Raw genomic sequence first — 17,599 nt, 5'->3', positions numbered from 1 at the left:
CTGTATCAGCCCGGATCTGGCCCGAGCGGGCCATAGCATGGATCAGGCACCGTCCGTGTACGGGCTGCGTGCGTCGCGCACATCATGCGCGCCATCGACAAACGGGTTGCGCGCATCGCGCACGTCGCGGGCGCCATCGGTGTACACGTCGCGGGCACCCACGCGTTCGACGATGCCATCACGGTTGGTGACACGTGCGCCATCGGTGTAAGGGTCGGCACTGCGCGGGGCGGCGTTGACCATCGTGGCGGCACCCGCCAGCGTAGTGGCGAGGGCGGTATAGAGCAGGGCTTTCTTGAGCATGTGGACTCCTTGGATTCGAGGATGGAGGCAGTTCGGTGTGTCGGTGGTTTGTACCGGTCGTCATGCGACCTTGGCTTGCAGTCTATAAGCCGGGTAGCCACGCCAACATGACCAACGCATGACAGATTCGTCATTCGTTCGCGCGCCGCGCGGCGCCATGGGCACTGCCGAACACTGCGCGGCGAATGCAACATTCCGGCGGTAATCGGCGGATTCCGCGGGAGCCGCGCCAACAAGCTGTAGAATCCGTGCTGGTCCGCCGGATTTCCTGCCCGGACCGCTCCCCCCTTCGAATTCTCCAGCCCGCCCGCAAGGTGGCGGGCGCGCACGATAAGTCATGTCCGAGTCTGATGCAGCCAAACAAGCCGCGGTGGCATGGATCCGCGAGCAGATGGATCACCATGGCCTGACGTTCGACCATCTCGTCGAAGCAGGCTGCTTTACCGATGCCGACACCGATGATGGCGCCGATGTGGCGCCATCCGCCCCCGACGCCGACGCGCCGGTGGCGGGCGCCGCCGCGCCGCGCGCGATGTATCGCAATGCGATGGGTCAGACCTGGGACGGTGTCGGCGAGTATCCGGACTGGCTGCAGCGCGCCGTCAACGCCGGACAATCGATCGACTTCTACCGCGTCGACTGAGGCGCGCCCGCCCGATATTGGCTGCCCGTTACTGCACGACGGCCAGCGAGGTCACCGTCAGCAGCCCGTCGACACGGTCGACGGTGAACCGCACCTTGTCGCCCGCCTGCACCCGCGTCAGCATCGCCGGGTCCTTCACCCGAAAAATCATCGTCATCGCGCCCATGTCGGGGTTGCCGATCGGCCCGTGACGTATCGTCAGCTTGCCGGCCTCGGCATCGACCTTGCGGATTTCGCCGTCCACTTCGGGTAACGGCGCCTGCGCCGTGGCGGCTGCCACCGGTGCGTCGGGCGCGTCGGCCGTCAACGCCATTGCAACGGAGGATGCCCCGGCCAGCAGGGCCAGCAGCGTTGCGGTTGCCATCGTGTGTTTCATTTCTGTCCTTCGGTCGATGCGGTAGAGCGTCTATCGCGTACGGCGCGGCGCCTGCGCCACGGGTTCGGTGTATTCAAATGCCACGGTGCCCCTGGGATGCCGATACCAGCCTGGATCGCGGTAGTCATTGGCTGCCATGCCCGCACGCACCTTGAGCGTGGTGAACATGCCACCCATCTCGATGGGGCCGAAGGGGCCCTGGCCGCTCATCATCGGCAGCGTGTTCTCCGGCAGCGGCATTTCCATGCTGCCCATGTCGGCCATGCCCGCCTGCCCCATCGGCATGTAGTCGGGCACCAGCGCATTCATGCGGCTGGCCAGGTCCTTCTGCTTCACGCCGATCATGGTGGGCAGGTTGTGGCCCATCGCGTTCATCGTGTGGTGCGACTTGTGGCAGTGGAACGCCCAGTCGCCCGGGTTGTCGGCCACGAACTCGATGGCGCGCATCTGGCCCACCGCGACATCGGTGGTCACTTCCGGCCAGCGCGCCGACGGCGGCACCCATCCGCCGTCGGTGCCCGTTACCTCGAAGCGGTGGCCGTGCAGGTGGATCGGGTGGTTGGTCATGGTCAGGTTGCCCATGCGGATGCGCACGCGGTCGCCCAGACGCACGGGCAGCACGTCGATGCCGGGAAACACCCGGCTGTTCCACGTCCACATGTTGAAATTGGTCATCTCGGCCACGCGCGGCGTGTACGAGCCGGGGTCGATGTCGTAGGCGGCGATCAGGAACACGAAATCGCGGTCCACGCGCCGGGCGGCGGCGTCGCGCGGGTGCACGACGATAAAGCCCATCATGCCCATGGCCATCTGCACCATCTCGTCGGAATGCGGGTGGTACATGAAGGTGCCCGCATGGCGCATCTCGAACTCGTAGACGAACGTCTTGCCGGGCGGGATATGCGGCTGCGACAGCCCACCCACGCCGTCCATGCCCGCCGGCAGCAGCACGCCGTGCCAGTGCACGGTGGTGTGTTCCGGCAGCTTGTTGGTGACGAAGATGCGCACACGGTCGCCTTCCACGCACTCGATGGTCGGTCCCGGACTCTGGCCGTTGTAGCCCCACAAGTGGGCAGTCATGCCGGGCGCCATCTCGCGTTCGACCGGCTCGGCCACCAGATGGAATTCCTTCCAGCCGTCGCGCATGCGCCAGGGCAGCGTCCAGCCGTTGAGCGTGACCACGGGCTGATAGGGCCGGCCGCTGGCGGGCGCAAGCGGCGGCTGGGTGGTGGCGCTGTGCTGCAGCGGTGCCTCGGGCAGGGCGGCGGCGCCTGCGCGCGACACCATTGCCGTGCCGAGCATGGCCGCCGCCGATTGGCCCAGGAAGTTGCGTCGGGAAACCATTGTCATTGTCCTTGTGGGGTCGTGGCGGCAGGGGTGGCAGGGGTGGCCGCTGTGGGGGCCGCTGCGGCGTCGGGCAGGCGGCCGCCCAGCGCGCCGCGCAGGTCGGCATCGGCCAGCCAGAAGTCGCGCTGCGCGTCGAGATAGCCGTTTACGGCGTTGACCTGCTCGCGCGCGTCGGTCAGCAGTTCAAACACGCTGACCAGCATGCCGTTGTAGCGCAGCAGGCTTTCATCGACGATGCGCTTGCGCAGCGGTACCACTTCGTCGCGATAGTGCAGGGCGATGTCGTAGCGCGCCTGGTAGCCGGCGTAGGTCTCGCGCACCATCGACCGGGCGTTGATCGCCTGTTCGGCCAGCCGCGCCGCCGCCTGCATGTAGACGGCTTCGGCGCGGGCCACCCGGGCCCCGCCCCAGTCGAACAGCGGCACCTCGATGTCGATGCCGTAGCCGGTTTCGCGCGGCCGGCTGGTCTCCGAGTTATGGATATAGCTGACGTCCAGCACGCTGATGAAGCGCGTGGCGCGGGTCAGGCCGAGCGAGCGCGACAGGCTGTCCAGTTGCAGGCGGCCGGCCTGCAGGTCAAGACGCTGCGACACCGCATAGCCTTCCAGGTCCTGCATGGCCGGACGCGCCCTGGGCAGGTCGGGCAGGCGGTCCGGCAGCGTGTAGGCGATGTCGGCACCCCACAGCCCCAGTTCGCGCGTCAGCTGTTCGCGTGCCGACAGCGCCCGCTCGCGGGCGCGCGCCAGCTGCGCTGCGGCATCGGCGTAGAAGGCTTGCTCGCGGGCATGATCGAGTGCGCTGACATTGCCTGCGCGGGCCAGATCGCGCGCGAACAGCGCGCCGGTTTCGGCGGCCCGGCGTACCTGGTCGGCATAGCGGGCGGCCTGCTCGGCGGCAACGGCCTGCACCCAGGCGCGACGGGTGGCTTCGGCGCGGCGCAGTGTGGCATCGGCCACGGCCAGGCGCGTCTGCGCAAAGCGGCCTTCCTCGATGCGGGCGGCAAAGGGCAGCGCCAGCAGGTTCATGAGGCCGATGGTGACGGCCCGGTCGATCTTGAGTTCGTCGCCCGACGTCTTGCGGCTGAACGAGAAACCGGGGTTCGGCAGGCGCGTGGCCTGCACGTAATCGGCCTCGGCAATGCCCAGGTCGGCGTACTGGGCCTGCAGCCCGGCATTGTTGAGCAGGGCGACCTGGATCGCGGCATCGGCATCTAGTGGTTTCGCAAGCAGCTCGCGCGTGCGCTCGCGCAATGCACTGCGGTCGGCATCGCTGCGCGCCCAGACGGCGTCCTTGGCCAGCCTGTCGCGCGCGGTGTCGGCAACCGGGCCGAAGCCGCCGTCGGGCGCAAAGCCCGCACACCCGGTCAGCAGGATCGCGGCGGCCAGCGGCACTGCTGCGCGACGAAACATAGCGTTCATCATGGCTGGGCTCCGTCAGTGCGCGTGATGGCCGGCATGGCCACTAGGGTCGGTCTGGCCTGCGGCCGGTGCGGATGCCGGCGCGGCAGTGGTGCCCTGCGGCATGTGGTGGCCGGCATGCGGATCGGCCGCCGGCGTGGCGCCTGGTGTGACATCGGCATTCGACTGGCGCCAGGGCGAGACCTTGGGGCTCTGGTAGGGGACGTAACCGGCCATCGGCGCGATGTCGGGCAAGGCCGGCACGGGGGCGGCAGCGTTCAGGGGATCGGGCAGATCGGGCGGGTGGGCCACGGCAGGCGCCGACGCCTGGGCCACGGCAAGGGCCGGGGCAAGCGTCAGCAGCCAGGCCACGGCGACGGTACGCACGGCGGGCATGACAACCTCTTGAATCTTGATCCGCCGCACGTGGCGGTTCAGGCGGTGCGGCAGGCAAATACAGGGGTGGATCGGCGCGGACGATTCAGTCGGCCGCGCCCTCGGCGCCGGTTCAGGCGCGGGGACGAGCGTGCGAAGGACGCACCTCGGGTGTCAGCAGCGACGGGCAGGCGGCCGGTCGGCAGGCAGGGGAAGCTGGCTGGCAAAGCTGGCCGGGGTGGCCGGCGGCAGGGCATGGCGGCGGTGTTGCAACGCCACGAGGGGGATTTCCGGCAGCAGCATGGCGCTGGCTGCGCAGGCACCGCACGCGCTGCAGTGTCCTGCGGCATGGTGCGCATGTTCGGTCGGCTGGTCAGGCGTGGCACCGGCAGGCTGCACGTCGTGCCACACTGGCATATCGGCGTTGTCGCTCGCGCCGGCCTGGTGGCAGTGCGCGTGATCCATCTCGCCCGACTGGTCCATTACCAGCACCGCCTCGGCTTCCGCCTCCGCCTTGATGGCGGCATGGCGTTCCGGCATCGACAAGCCCGCGGCTTGCGTGACGCTGCAGATCATCATGACTGCTGCCGCGGCGCCCTGGATGGGCAACGCGAACATGGCAAGACACAACAGGAAGCTGGCGATCAGACGTTTCATCAGAATTTGACTAGACCTGCCCGGTCAAGGCCGCGGCAGGCTGCCACAATCGGGGCAGCGGGCATTGTACTGTGTTTGAAGGCAGGATTTCGCCGATTGACGATGACATTCCTGCAATGTTCCACAAAATGCGTCTAACCTCGGATAGTGTCTAGGTTCTGCAATAAACCGAACAGGAGGCACCGGCGACGAGCCGGCGCCCGGAAGTGAATCCCCATGCGTATCCTGATTGTCGAAGACGAACCAAAGGCCGGCGATTACCTGCTCAAGGGCCTGACGGAGTCCGGCTTCGTGGCCGACCTGGCGCGCGACGGCGTGGACGGCCTGTCCCATGCCCGCGAACAGCACTACGATCTGATCGTCCTGGACGTGATGCTGCCCGGCATCGACGGCTGGCAGGTTCTGCGCGAACTGCGGCGCGACAAGGACACGCCGGTGCTGTGCCTGACCGCGCGCGACGAACTCTCGGATCGCCTCAAGGGTCTGGAACTGGGCGCCGACGACTATATGGTCAAGCCGTTCGCGTTCGCCGAACTGGTGGCGCGCATCCGCACCATCCTGCGCCGGGGGCCGCTGCGCGAGAGCGAATTCATGGAAGTGGCAGACCTGCAGATCGACACGATCCGGCGCCGCGTCACGCGTGCCGGCCAGAAAATCGACCTGACGTCGAAGGAATTCGCGCTGCTGCAACTGCTGGCGCGGCGTCGTGGCGAGGTGCTGTCGCGCTCGCTGATCGCCTCGCAGGTGTGGGATATGAACTTCGACAGCAATACCAATGTGGTAGATGTGTCGATTCGGCGGCTGCGCGCCAAGGTGGACGACCCTTTCCCGAAGAAGCTGATTCATACGCGCCGTGGCATGGGCTACGTGCTCGATGAGTCGGAAGAAGCGTGAGCGCCGCAGCATGAGGCGCCTCGTGCGCATGCGGCGCGCGCTGAAGGCGTGGATGCCGGCGTCGCTGACCACCCGGCTTGCGCTGGCCTATGGCCTGACCACGGCCGCGATCCTGGTCGGGGTGGCCACCTATCTGTCCAGCGCCCTTGGCAGCCAGTTGCAGTCGCGTGACGAATCCGAACTCGTCGGCGAAGTGCTGCTGGTACGCCATCTGTTGCGCGAAGTGGCCGACGAAACCGAAATCCGCACCGATACGCATCGTTTTGCAGATATTGCGATGGGGCACGAGGGGCTGATCCTGGTCGTCCGCAACGCGTCGGGCGATCCTCTGATCTCGCTGAATCCCCATAACGAAACCCTGCCGCCGCTGCGTGTGCTGCCGCTGTCCACGGCCCCGGACAAGTCGCAGTTGCAGACCTGGCATCCGCGCAATGGCGTGCCGTCGCGCGGCATGGCCGCGCTGGGCCAGATTGGCGACACGGGCCGGACCGTCGAAATCATCGTGCTCAGCGACGCTGGCTACCGGGTGGCGCTGATGCGCGAGTATCGGGGCGAACTGCTGGGCGCGGTGTTGTGCGGGGCCATCGTGGCGGCGGCGCTCGGCTTCGTGCTGGCGCGGCGCGGGCTGCGCATGTTGCGGCGCATGGCCAGCGATGCGGCGGCAGTGACCACCAGCCGCCTGGCGACGCGGCTCGATGTCGGCGGCGCGCCCGAAGAACTGCGTGACCTGGCCGGCGCGCTGAACGGCATGCTGGCCCGGCTGCAGGACAGCTTCACGCGCCTGTCGCAATTCTCGGCCGATCTGGCGCACGATTTCCGGACGCCCATCAGCAACCTGGTGGGGCAGACGCAGGTGACGCTGGCCCAGCGCCGTACGCCGGCTGAGTATGAGGCGGTGCTTGAATCGAACCTGGAAGAGTACGAGCGCCTGTCGCGCATGATCGAGAACATGCTGTTTCTGGCGCGCGCGGACAACGCACAGGTGGCGCTGGGCGCCCGCCCGCTTGATGCCCGGGCGGAACTCGACAAGGTGGCCGAGTATTTCGAGGCTGTGGCGGCCGACAGGAACCTGACGGTGATGGTCTCGGGCCACGCCACGGTCGTGGCGGACCAGACCTTGCTGCGCCGCGCCATCATCAACCTGCTGGACAACGCGCTGCGTCATGCGCCGGTGGGCAGTGCGGTGCGCATGGCGGTGGCCCGCAATGGCACCGACGTGACCGCGATCACTGTCACCAACGGCGGCCCGGCGATCCAGGCCGATGCCTTGCCGCACCTGTTCGGGCGCTTCTACCGCGCCGATCCGTCGCGCCGGAATTCGTCGGGCTCCACGGGGCTCGGTCTGGCGATTGTCGACACGATCATGCGGCTGCACGGCGGCAGCGTGTCGGTGACCAGTGTCGACGAACAGACCCGCTTCGAACTCGAGTTTCCTGACAATTCTGTCAGCAGGGCAGGCGCATAATGGCGCCGCGCGGGCTATCCGTCCGCGGACCCTACAGGAGACCGACATGCAGGTGCAACCGTATCTAGACTTTGGCGGACGCTTTGACGAGGCCATGGCCTTCTATGGCCAGGTAATGGGCGCAAAGGTGACATTCCTGATGCGCTACAAGGACACTCCGCCGGGCGGCGGCGAGCCGCCGTCGGCGGCATGGGCCGAGAAGGTCATGCACGCCAACGTCCAGATCGGCGATAGCCAGATCATGGCGTCGGACGGCCGGGAAGGACAGACCCCGGCGTTTTCGGGCTTCATGCTATCGGTAGGCTACGTGCCGAACGCCGAAGGCAAGCGCATTTTCGATGCGCTGTCCGAAGGCGGACAGGTCATCATGCCGTACCAGAAGACCTTCTGGGCCGAAGGCTTCGGCATGGTGGTCGACAAGTTCAAGATGACCTGGATGGTGAACTGCGAGCATTGAGGTTTGGCCGGCCTCTTTCCCCGGCCTCTTTCCCCCGCCTTTTTGCCCGGCCCCTCCCGCAAGCAGGCGCGGCCGGCCCGGGTCAGTGCCGGACGGAGCCGGCTGGTTCGACCGCTGTTTCCGTCCGGCGCCCATGCGCCCACCTGTACAGCACCGGCAGCACCAGCAGCGTCAGCGCCGTCGATGACAATATCCCGCCGATGACCACGGTGGCCAGCGGCCGTTGCACCTCGGCGCCGGTGCCGGTGGCAATGGCCATCGGCACGAATCCCAGCGACGCCACCAGCGCCGTCATCAGCACCGGCCGCAGGCGCGTCAGCGCCCCGTGGAACACCGCGTCATCGAGCGACTCGCCCTGCTCGCGCAGGCCGCGGATGAACGACAGCATCACCAGCCCGTTGAGCACGGCGACCCCGGACAGCGCGATAAAGCCCACCGCCGCCGAAATCGACAGCGGAATCCCGCGCAGCCACAGTGCCAGCACGCCGCCGGTCAGGGCGAACGGAATGCCGGTGAACACCAGCAGGCCGTCGCGCGCATTGCCGAACATCACGAACAGCAGCACGAAGACCAGCAGCAGCGCCAGCGGCACCACGATCCGCAACCGCTCGGTGGCGGACTGCAGTTGTTCGAACGTACCGCCCCAGGCAATCCAGTAGCCCGCCGGAATCTGCACACGTGATTCGATGGCCGACATGGCCTCGGGCACGAAACCGCCCACATCGCGGCCGCGCACGTTGGCGCTGATCACGATGCGTCGCTTGCCGTTTTCGCGCGACACCTGGTTGGGCCCGGGCGATACGTCGAGCGTAGCAATTTCGCCAAGCGGGATATAGCTGGTGCTGCCATTCGCGCTTCGGGGCAGCGGAATCGGCAGGCGCCGCAGGGCATCCACGTCGGCACGGATGCCTTCGGGCAGCCGCACGCCGATATTGAAGCGGCGGTCGCCCTGGTAGAACACCCCCGCGTCGCGCCCGCCGATGGCGATGGCTACGGTGTCCTGCACGTCGATCATGTTCAGCCCGTAGCGCGCGGCGCGGGCGCGGTCCACATCGACGGTCAGCACGGGCAGGCCGGTGGTCTGCTCGACCTTGACTTCCGTGGCGCCGGGCACCGACTGGAGCACCTGGGCGATCTTCTGCGCCGTGGCGTCCAGCACCGCGTTATCGTCGCCAAATAGCTTGACCGCCACGTCGCTGCGCACGCCGGAAATCAGCTCGTTGAAGCGGAGCTGGATCGGCTGTGAAAACTCGTAGCGATTGCCCGGAATGGTCTCCAGTTCGGCCTCCATCGCCGCGCGCAGCGCGTCACGCGAGCGGCCCGGGTCCGGCCACTGGTCGTGCGGCTTCAGCATGATGTAGGCATCCGACGCATTGGGCGGCATCGGGTCGGAGGCAATCTCGGCCGTACCGGTGCGCGAAAACACGCGTTCGATTTCGGGAAATTTCGCCTTGAGACGGGCCTCGATCTGCTGCTGCATCGCCACCGACTGCGTCAGGCTGGTGCCCGGAATGCGCAGTGCCTGCACCGAGAAGTCGCCTTCGTTCAGGTTCGGGATGAACTCGCTGCCAAGGCGCGTGGCCAGCAGGCCGCTGAGCAGGATGGCCACCACGGCTGCCGTCAGCACCACCGGCGTATTGGCCAGCGCATGCTTGAGGGCGGGCTCGTACCAGCGCCTGGCCCAGCCCATGATGCGGTTCTCTTTTTCGGCCACACGGTCACCGATAAACAGCGCGACCGCCGCCGGCACAAAGGTCACGGACAGGATCAGCGCGCCCAGCAGCGCCACCACGACTGTCATCGCCATCGGATGGAACATCTTGCCTTCCACGCCGGTCAGCGCAAAGATCGGCACGTAGACGATCATGATGATCAGCTGGCCGAATACCAGCGGGCGCCGGGCCTCGCGGGCCGCGGCAAACACTTCCTCGAAGCGTTCCGCGCGCGTCAGGGGGCGGCCCAGCCGTTCCCGGGCATGGGCCAGGCGTCGCACGCAGTTCTCGACGATCACCACCGCGCCGTCGACGATGATGCCAAAATCCAGCGCCCCCAGGCTCATCAGGTTCGCGCTGATCCGGTACGTGACCATGCCCGTGAACGTGAACAGCATCGACAACGGAATCACCATCGCCGTGATCAGCGCCGCGCGCAGGTTGCCCAGGAACAGGAACAGCACCGCGATCACCAGCACGGCGCCTTCGAGCAGGTTCTTCTTGACCGTGCCGATGGCCTTGTCGACCAGCGTCGTGCGGTCATAGACCGTGACGGCCTTCACGCCGGCCGGCAGCGACTTGTTGATCGCGGCCATGCGCGTGTCCACCGCCCGCGACACGGCCCGGCTGTTCTCGCCGATCAGCATGAACACCGTGCCCAGCACCACTTCCCGGCCATTGTCCGTCGCGGCCCCGGTGCGCAGTTCGCGGCCCAGCCCCACATCGGCCAGGTCGCGCACGCGGATCGGCTGGCCCTGCGCCGTGCCGACGATCACCTCGCGGATATCGTCGATCGACTTCACCTGCCCGGGCGCGCGCACCAGGTATTGCTCGCCGCGCCGCTCGATATAGCCGGCGCCGACGTTGCCGTTGTTGCGCTCCAGTGCCTGCACCACATCCTGCAGCGACAGCCCGTAGGACGCCATCTTCTCCGGGCTCGGCGCCACCAGGTATTCCTTGGCGAAACCGCCAATCGAATTGATCTCGGTCACACCCGGCACCGTACGCAACTGCGGCTTGATGATCCAGTCCTGGATTTCGCGCAGGTCCGTGGGCGTGTACGCGGTGCCGTCGGGCTTGCGCGCGCCGGGGTCGGCTTCCACGGTCCACAGGTAGATTTCGCCAAGGCCGGTGGAAATCGGACCCATCTGTGGCGAAATGCCGGACGGCAGGTGCTCGCGGGCTTCCTGGATGCGCTGGTTGACCAGTTGCCGCGCGAAGTAGATGTCCGTGCCGTCCCGGAAGATCACGGTGATCTGGGACAGGCCGTAGCGGGACAAGGACCGCGTCTGCTCCAGACCCGGCAGGCCGGACATCGCCGTCTCCAGCGGATAGGTCACGCGCTGCTCGGCTTCCAGCGGCGAATAACCGGGCGCCTCGGTGTTGATCTGCACCTGCACGTTGGTGATGTCGGGCACGGCATCGATCGGCAGGCGGCTGTAGTTGTAAACACCCAGGCCGGCCATGGCGAGCACGCCCAGCATGACCAGCCATCGCTGTGCGATGGCAAACCGGAGAATACGTTCGAACATGGCGGCCTCCGGTCAGTGCGCGTGCTCGGCGCTGGCCTTGCCCTGTTCCGCCTTCAGCACGAAGCTGTTCGCGGAGACATAGCGCGTGCCGGCTGCCAGGCCATCGACGATTTCAATGCGCTTGCCGTCGGTACGGCCCGTCTTGACCATGCGCGCCGCAAAGCCGCCGGGCACCTCGACGTACACCTGCTGGCGGTCGCCGTCGGTCTGCAGCGCGTCGCTGTCGATGACCACGGCGGCGTCGGTTTCGCCGGTGGCGACGCTGACGGTGACGAACAACCCCGGCCGCCATGCCATCTGCGGGTTGGCCAACGTGACCCGCGCCGTGGCCGTGCGGGTCTGCTGGCCCAGCAGGGCACCCACGTACGAGATCCTGCCTTCGGCGGTGCCGTCGAAGGCGGCCGATGTCACCCGGACCGCCTCACCGAGCCTGACATGGCCCAGGTCCTTGGCCGCGATCACGAACTCCGCCCATACCGTGTTGAGGTCGGAAATCGTGAAGACCGCGGTTTCGGCCGCCACGGCTTCGCCCAGTGCGAGATGCTTTTCCACCACGATGCCGTCGAACGGCGCGCGCAGCTCGAACTGGTTGATGGCGCGGGCCGACGCAGTGGCACCGATGGCGGTCAGCTTCTGCCGCGCATTCTGCGCGGAGATTTCGGCTTCCTGCAGTGCGGTGCGCGCGGCCAGGAAGTCTTGCTCCGCCGACACCTTGTCTTCCCAGAGTTTCTTTTCCCGTGCGTAGGTGGTGCGGGCCAGTTCCAGCCGGCGCTGGGCGGCCAGCAGTTCGCTGCGCTGGTCGGACAGCTGGGTGCTGGCGAATACCGCCAGCAGGTCGCCTTTCTTTACGCGCTGGCCCAGATTGGCCACCACCGATTCGGCAACGCCCGCCACGCGCGGCACGACGTGCGCGGTGCGGTCCTCGTTGAACTTGATTTCGCCGGGAAATTCCACGGCGCTGCGAATCCTGCCGGGCCCTGCGACGGATATCGACAGGCTGGCGTTGCGGATCTGCTCCGGCGTCATGGCGATCCGGCCGGCATCTTCGTCTGCGTGGCCGGCGTGGTCGCCATGACCGGCATGGCTTGCTTCCGTGGCCGAGGCCGGCGCGGCATGGGCAGCCTCGCCTTCGCCTTCATGGCTGTGGCCGTCGCCGCGGCCCGCCAGCAGCAGCGCCAGCGCGGCCATCAGGCCGGCGATCACGATGGCGGCAATCGCCACGCCTTGTTTGCGAGTCAAAGTCATCACGGTGTTCCTTGCGTTGGCGCGTCAGCGGCCAAGAATGCGATCGATGGTGGTGGCGGCCTGCCAGCTGCTGGCGACGACACCGAGATAGCGGATGCGGGCCTGGAACAGCGTGCGCTGCGCATCCAGCACATCGAGATAGTTGAATTTGCCGGCCTCGAAACCCTGGGTCGCCGCCTGCAAGGCGCGCTCCGCGGCGGGCAGGACGGTCTCGCGCAAGGTCAGCGCCGAGGTGCGCGACACGTTCAGCTGGCTGGACGCCTGCTGCAGGTCGTGATCCAGCCGCAGCCGCGTGGCGCGCAGTTCGTCGGCGGCCTTGTCTGCCTGGCGGATGGCGGTGTACAGGTTGCCCTGGTTGCGATCGAACAATGGCAGCGGAATGGCGATGCCCAACACGGGGAATGTGCCGCGCTCGGGGGAGCCGTTGTCGCGCTTGGCGCCCACGCTGAGGGTCACGTCCGGGTACTGGCGGCTGCGCTGCACGTTGATTTCGGCCTGGCGCCGATCCAGTTCGCGTTCGCTGGTCAGCAGCGCCGGCGCGTTGTCGAGCGACTGGCGAAGCAGGGCGGACGCCGGTCGGGCCGGCAGGCTGTCCAGCTTGCCGTCGGCTTCCGAAAAGCGCGGAGACGGATTGCCCCACAGCGTGGCCAGGGTCTGGCGGGCCGCTACCAGCCCGGCATCGGCCTCGGCGCGCTCCAGTTCGGCATTGGCCAGTTCGACCTGGGCCTTGGTTTCCTCGACCGGCGAGATCTTGCCCGCCGCCACACGGCGCGCCGCGGCGTCGGCGCCGCGCCGGGCGATATCGACGGACCCGGCGGCCAGCCTGATGCGTTCCTGGGCGATCAGCACGTTGAAGAAGGCGCCGATCACGGTGGCGCGCAGGTCCGCTTGCAAGGCCCCGAGCTGGGCCTGCGCCACATCGCGTGCGCGCTGTGCGGCACCGATACGCGCGCCGCGCTTGCCGCCGAGTTCCACCGGCAGGTTCATCTGGGCGGTGGTGGCACGCGTGGCCTGCCGCGTGTCTTCCATCTGGACCGACACTTCGGGATTCGGGATCACACGGGCCTGGGTAATGCCGCCTTCGGAGGCGTCCACTTCGATCCGGGCAGCCGACAGCGTGGGGTTTTGCGACGCCGCCAGCGCCAGCGCGGCGTCGAGCGTCAGGGCGCCGGGCGGCTCCTGGACACCGGATGAGGCGTCCTGGGCGAACGCCCCGGGCGTGAAGATCGGGCTGCACAACGCGGCCGCCAGCCCCAGCGGCAATAAAAGGCTTCTCATCGAATTCACCAGATCAGCAGGAGAAAATCGGCGAGACGCGAAGCGATACCGCACCGCGGTATCGGGATGACAGGGTCAGTCGTGCGTCCCGCCGGCTAGGCGAGGCGCAGCCACTGGGGCCGATCGGGAACGGGGGCGGGAATGGAGCCGAACGCGTACTGGCGCGGCGCGTAGCGCAGGGTGACGTAGCGATAGTCACCCGGCATGCGAAGTTCGGCAAAGACGCCGTGCGAACCGGGGAAGTGGCAGGCGGTGCAGTCGCCGTCGGGCAGGCTGGCGGCCTTTGCGGTGGTCTTGCCGGCAGTGTTGCCGGCCTTGTGCGCGTCGTTGCCGTGTTCGTGCGTGTGATGGCCGAAATGGTCGGTCATCGCGGCCGGCAGGTCAGTCGATTCATGTGCGCAATAGGCCGCAGCGCCGGCCCAGGCAAACTGGAGCGGCAGCAGGATCGACAGGAAGACGAGCAGCAGGCGGCGCATGGGCAGCGATTATAGGCTGCCGCACCCGCAGTGGACATTACGTTGATGTCATCGTCGGGGTCTTTCCGGCCGGTGCTTGACCTTGAAGTGGCTACAGGGTCTTCAATAGCACGCAACAACGCAAAAATGGATAACCGCCATGGCTCGTACCACCCCTGAAAACCTGCTGACGCCGGGTTCGGCAGCCCGCGGTCATGGGCACGACCATTCACACGATCACGACCACGATCATGGCCACGACCACGCGCATGATCACGATCACGACCATTCGCACGATCACAGCCATGACCATGCCCGCACCCCGGCGCCTGCCACTTGCGGCTGTGGCACGACCTGCGGCGCCCCGCTGACGGTGGCACCGGCAGTGGCCGCGCCGGCTGGCACACGGTCGGCCGCGTATCGGATCGAGGCGATGGACTGCCCGACCGAGGAAACGCTGATCCGGAACAAGATCGGCAACATGGCCGGCGTGGCGGCGCTCGACTTCAACCTGATGCAGCGCGTGCTGACCGTGCATCACACGCTCGATTCGCTCGATGCCGTGGTCAAGGCGATTGCGTCGCTGGGCATGAAGGCCGAGCCGCTGTCGGACGACAGCGCCAAGGCGGCCGTGGCGGAACCGGGCAAGCCCTGGTGGCCGCTGGCGCCGGCCGGTGCGGCGGCCATCGGCGCCGAAGTGGCCGAGTGGTTCCACATCGGCACGCCTTATCTGCCGGCGGCGCTGGCGTTGGCAACGGTGCTGATGTCGGGCCTGGGCGTCTATCGCAAGGGCTGGATCGCGGTGCGCAACGGCAACCTGAATATCAACGCGCTGATGAGCATTGCTGTCACCGGTGCCATGGTCATTGGCCAGTGGCCCGAAGCGGCGATGGTGATGGTGCTGTTCGCGCTGGCGGAGCGGATCGAGGCGGCCTCGCTGGACCGCGCGCGCAATGCCGTACGGGGGTTGATGGCGATGGCGCCGGAGCAGGCCACCGTGCTGCAGCCCGATGGCACCTGGCAGGCCGTGGAGGCGCGCGCGGTGGCGGTGGGTGCGACGGTGCGGCTGCGCCCCGGCGAGCGGGTGGCGCTGGACGGGCGCGTGCTGCGCGGCCAGTCGGCGCTTGACCAGGCACCCATTACCGGCGAGAGCGTGCCGGTGGACAAGTCGCAGGGCGATTCGCTCTATGCCGGTTCGATCAATCAGTCAGGGGAGCTCGAATACGCCGTGACGGCGCCCGCCAATGACTCCACGCTGGCACGCATCATCCATGCCGTGGAAGCCGCGCAAGGCAGCCGCGCACCGACCCAGCGTTTCGTGGACCAGTTCGCGCGCATCTATACGCCGGTGGTCTTTGCCATCGCGCTGGGCGTGGCCGTGATGCCGCCGCTGGTCCTGGGCGGCGCCTGGCTGGACTGGGTTTACAAGGCGCTGGTGCTGCTGGTGATCGCGTGTCCGTGCGCACTGGTGATCTCCACGCCGGTGACGATCGTCAGCGGGCTGGCTGCGGCGGCCCGGCGCGGCATCCTGATCAAGGGCGGCGTCTATCTGGAACAGGGCCGGCATCTGTCATGGCTGGCGCTGGACAAGACCGGCACGCTGACGCACGGCAAGCCCGCGCAGACCGACATGGCGCTTTTGGTGGACGACGTGCCGCAGGCTCGCGCCATCGCCGCCAGCCTGGCGGCGCGATCGGACCACCCGGTGTCGCGCGCGGTGGCCGCGGCCGCGGACGCCGATGGCGTGGCGCGGCTGGAAGCGAGCGATTTCGCGGCCCTGGCCGGGCAGGGGGTACGGGGCACGGTGGATGGCGTGGCGTACAGCTTCGGTAACCACCGGCTGATCCACGATCTGGGCGCATGTTCGCCGGCGCTGGAAGCACGGCTGGAGGCCATCGAGCGACAGGGCAAGACCATCGTGATGCTCGCGGCGACGCCGGGTGACGGGCAGCCTGCCCGCGCGCTGGCCCTGTTCGGCGTGGCCGACACGGTACGCGAGACCAGCCGGCAGGCCATCGAACAGCTGCACGCGCTGGGCGTGAAGACGCTGATGCTGTCGGGCGACAACCCGCATACGGCACAGGCCATTGGCCAGGCGGTGGGCATCGACGAGGTGCGCGGCAATCAGTTGCCGCAGGACAAGGCCAACGCCATCGCCACGCTGGCGGGGCAGGCGCATACGCATGCGAACAAGGTCGGCATGGTGGGCGACGGCATCAACGATGCGCCCGCGCTGGCGCGGGCCGATATCGGTTTTGCAATGGGGGCGGCGGGCACGGACACGGCCATTGAAACCGCCGACGTGGCGTTGATGGACGACGACCTGCGCAAGATCCCCGCCTTTGTGCAGCTGTCGCGCCGTACGTCGGCCATCCTCAAGCAGAACATCACGCTGGCGCTGGGCATCAAGGTGGTGTTCCTGGCCCTGACCGTGATGGGCATGGGCACCATGTGGATGGCCGTGTTTGCCGATATGGGCGCGAGTCTGCTGGTGGTGTTCAATGGGCTGCGCCTGACGCGCAAGGGCGCCGCCTGACCCCCGATTCGGACGAACCCCGGGGCCGGGCGGTTACGGCTGGATGATCAGCTCGCCGCTGCGGCCGGGGATTTCGCCCCAGGTGACCGGCAATTGCGGGAGGTCAGTGCGGTCGATGTGCCGGTAGTAGGTGGCCATCGATACCAGATCGTGCCCCTGGGCGCGCCAGCCAGCCAACAGCCGCTGGAATACCGGTGCCAGCTTGCCGCCTTCCAGTTCGGTGTGGAGCGTGAAGATGTGGTCGGCGTCGCCTTCGGTCAGCTTCAGCACGGCGTGGTGAACGTTGTCCTCGGTCAGGTCGCCCACGCCGATCAGCTCGTCGAGCGTCGGCAGCGTGGTCGGCATCTGCACGTGGCGGCATGGTTTGCCCGCCACGGTCGGGATGTAGGGCGCCGTGCCCCGGCCATCCGACGCGTAGGTCATGCCCCAATCGTCGATCTGGCGAAACGCCTCTTCATTCATCTGCCAGCCCGCCGCGCCGTGCGTGGTGGGCGGCGTGCCGAAGATCTCCACGAATCGCTCGAACGACTGCTGCATCTGGCGGCGCGTCCAGGCCGCATCGCGATCGCGCACGTTGTCCTGCCAGTAGACGTGGTCCCATGTGTGGATACCGCATTCATGGCCTGCTGCCGCGGCCGCACGCATCTCGGCGGCGCCCTTGCGGCCGATGTCGGGCCCCGGCAGCAGCACGCCGTACATCAGCGTACGCAGGCCGTAGTTAGACACCACCGACGTGCGCGACACCTTCTTCAGGAAGCCGGGACGAAATACGCGGCGCAGCGCCCAGCCCGTGTGGTCCGGGCCAAGGCTGAACAGGAACGTCGCTTCCGCCTGATGCGGAGACAGCATCGACAGCAGCGCGGGAACCCCTTCACGGGTGCCGCGCAGCGTATCGACGTCGACTTTCAGGGCAATGCGGGCCATGTG

Annotated in this window: 16 protein-coding genes; 5 read left to right on the top strand and 11 right to left on the bottom strand. The window is 67.5% G+C overall.

From position 1 onward, the window contains the following. Positions 1 to 42: 42 nt before the first annotated feature. Positions 43 to 303: a copper resistance protein CopQ gene (locus tag D9X30_RS09535; protein ID WP_153948481.1), complete on the bottom strand. Its 261-nt coding sequence runs from the start codon at positions 301 to 303 to the stop codon at positions 43 to 45. Positions 304 to 640: 337 nt separating this feature from the next. Here D9X30_RS09535 and D9X30_RS09530 point away from each other — a divergent pair, with 337 nt between their 5' ends. Continuing rightward, a complete protein-coding gene (locus tag D9X30_RS09530) occupies positions 641 to 946 on the top strand; it encodes an H-NS family nucleoid-associated regulatory protein (RefSeq protein ID WP_153948480.1) in 306 nt (101 codons plus the stop codon). Between the two features lie 28 nt (positions 947 to 974). Here D9X30_RS09530 and D9X30_RS09525 read toward each other — a convergent pair whose 3' ends face one another. From D9X30_RS09525 to D9X30_RS09505, 5 genes are all read right to left on the bottom strand, one after another. Next, a complete protein-coding gene (locus tag D9X30_RS09525; RefSeq protein WP_502799621.1) occupies positions 975 to 1,310 on the bottom strand; it encodes a copper-binding protein in 336 nt (111 codons plus the stop codon). 42 nt (positions 1,311 to 1,352) lie between these two features. Then, positions 1,353 to 2,666, bottom strand: a complete 1,314-nt coding sequence (locus tag D9X30_RS09520) for a multicopper oxidase family protein (protein WP_153948478.1) — start codon at positions 2,664 to 2,666, stop codon at positions 1,353 to 1,355. A 2-nt stretch (positions 2,667 to 2,668) separates the two neighbouring features. Then, on the bottom strand, positions 2,669 to 4,090 hold the full coding sequence (locus D9X30_RS09515) for a TolC family protein (RefSeq protein WP_153948477.1): 1,422 nt from the start codon (positions 4,088 to 4,090) through the stop codon (positions 2,669 to 2,671). Between the two features lie 12 nt (positions 4,091 to 4,102). After that, on the bottom strand, positions 4,103 to 4,462 hold the full coding sequence (locus tag D9X30_RS09510; protein ID WP_153948476.1) for a hypothetical protein: 360 nt from the start codon (positions 4,460 to 4,462) through the stop codon (positions 4,103 to 4,105). A gap of 153 nt (positions 4,463 to 4,615) precedes the next feature. After that, positions 4,616 to 5,098 (bottom strand): hypothetical protein, encoded by a 483-nt coding sequence (locus D9X30_RS09505; protein ID WP_153948475.1) that lies wholly within the window; start codon positions 5,096 to 5,098, stop codon positions 4,616 to 4,618. A 216-nt stretch (positions 5,099 to 5,314) separates the two neighbouring features. Here D9X30_RS09505 and D9X30_RS09500 point away from each other — a divergent pair, with 216 nt between their 5' ends. From D9X30_RS09500 to D9X30_RS09490, 3 genes are read left to right on the top strand one after another with little or no spacing between them, the layout of a single operon-like run. After that, the gene (locus tag D9X30_RS09500) at positions 5,315 to 5,992 is read left to right on the top strand and encodes a heavy metal response regulator transcription factor (protein WP_092598032.1); all 678 of its coding nucleotides are present in this window, start codon (positions 5,315 to 5,317) and stop codon (positions 5,990 to 5,992) included. A gap of 10 nt (positions 5,993 to 6,002) precedes the next feature. Further along, positions 6,003 to 7,457: a heavy metal sensor histidine kinase gene (locus D9X30_RS09495; protein WP_153948474.1), complete on the top strand. Its 1,455-nt coding sequence runs from the start codon at positions 6,003 to 6,005 to the stop codon at positions 7,455 to 7,457. Between the two features lie 46 nt (positions 7,458 to 7,503). Then, positions 7,504 to 7,914, top strand: a complete 411-nt coding sequence (locus tag D9X30_RS09490; protein ID WP_092598035.1) for a VOC family protein — start codon at positions 7,504 to 7,506, stop codon at positions 7,912 to 7,914. Positions 7,915 to 7,996: 82 nt separating this feature from the next. On the opposite strand, the gene D9X30_RS09485 is transcribed toward D9X30_RS09490, so the two are convergent. The 4 genes from D9X30_RS09485 to czcI form a co-directional block, all read right to left on the bottom strand. Then, positions 7,997 to 11,158, bottom strand: coding sequence for a CusA/CzcA family heavy metal efflux RND transporter (locus D9X30_RS09485; protein WP_153948473.1), 3,162 nt, complete (start codon positions 11,156 to 11,158; stop codon positions 7,997 to 7,999). 12 nt (positions 11,159 to 11,170) lie between these two features. Continuing rightward, the gene (locus tag D9X30_RS09480; RefSeq protein WP_153948472.1) at positions 11,171 to 12,403 is read right to left on the bottom strand and encodes an efflux RND transporter periplasmic adaptor subunit; all 1,233 of its coding nucleotides are present in this window, start codon (positions 12,401 to 12,403) and stop codon (positions 11,171 to 11,173) included. Between the two features lie 24 nt (positions 12,404 to 12,427). Further along, complete coding sequence (locus tag D9X30_RS09475) at positions 12,428 to 13,681, bottom strand: TolC family protein (RefSeq protein ID WP_153948471.1); 1,254 nt, start codon at positions 13,679 to 13,681, stop codon at positions 12,428 to 12,430. A gap of 95 nt (positions 13,682 to 13,776) precedes the next feature. Continuing rightward, a complete protein-coding gene (gene czcI, locus D9X30_RS09470) occupies positions 13,777 to 14,157 on the bottom strand; it encodes a cation efflux protein, CzcI family (protein ID WP_153948470.1) in 381 nt (126 codons plus the stop codon). Positions 14,158 to 14,296: 139 nt separating this feature from the next. On the opposite strand from czcI, the gene D9X30_RS09465 reads away from it, so the two are divergent. Then, positions 14,297 to 16,672 (top strand): heavy metal translocating P-type ATPase, encoded by a 2,376-nt coding sequence (locus D9X30_RS09465; protein WP_153948469.1) that lies wholly within the window; start codon positions 14,297 to 14,299, stop codon positions 16,670 to 16,672. 33 nt (positions 16,673 to 16,705) lie between these two features. Here the strand turns inward: D9X30_RS09465 and D9X30_RS09460 are convergent, their stop codons facing one another. Next, positions 16,706 to 17,596: a polysaccharide deacetylase family protein gene (locus D9X30_RS09460; RefSeq protein ID WP_153948468.1), complete on the bottom strand. Its 891-nt coding sequence runs from the start codon at positions 17,594 to 17,596 to the stop codon at positions 16,706 to 16,708. Positions 17,597 to 17,599: the final 3 nt, after the last annotated feature.

It is taken from the genome of Cupriavidus sp. U2 (assembly GCF_009663685.2).
Taxonomy (GTDB): Bacteria; Pseudomonadota; Gammaproteobacteria; order Burkholderiales; family Burkholderiaceae; genus Cupriavidus; species Cupriavidus necator_C.
The sequence above is the reverse complement of the archived record's forward strand: the minus strand, read 5'-3'. Positions and strand labels throughout refer to the sequence as shown.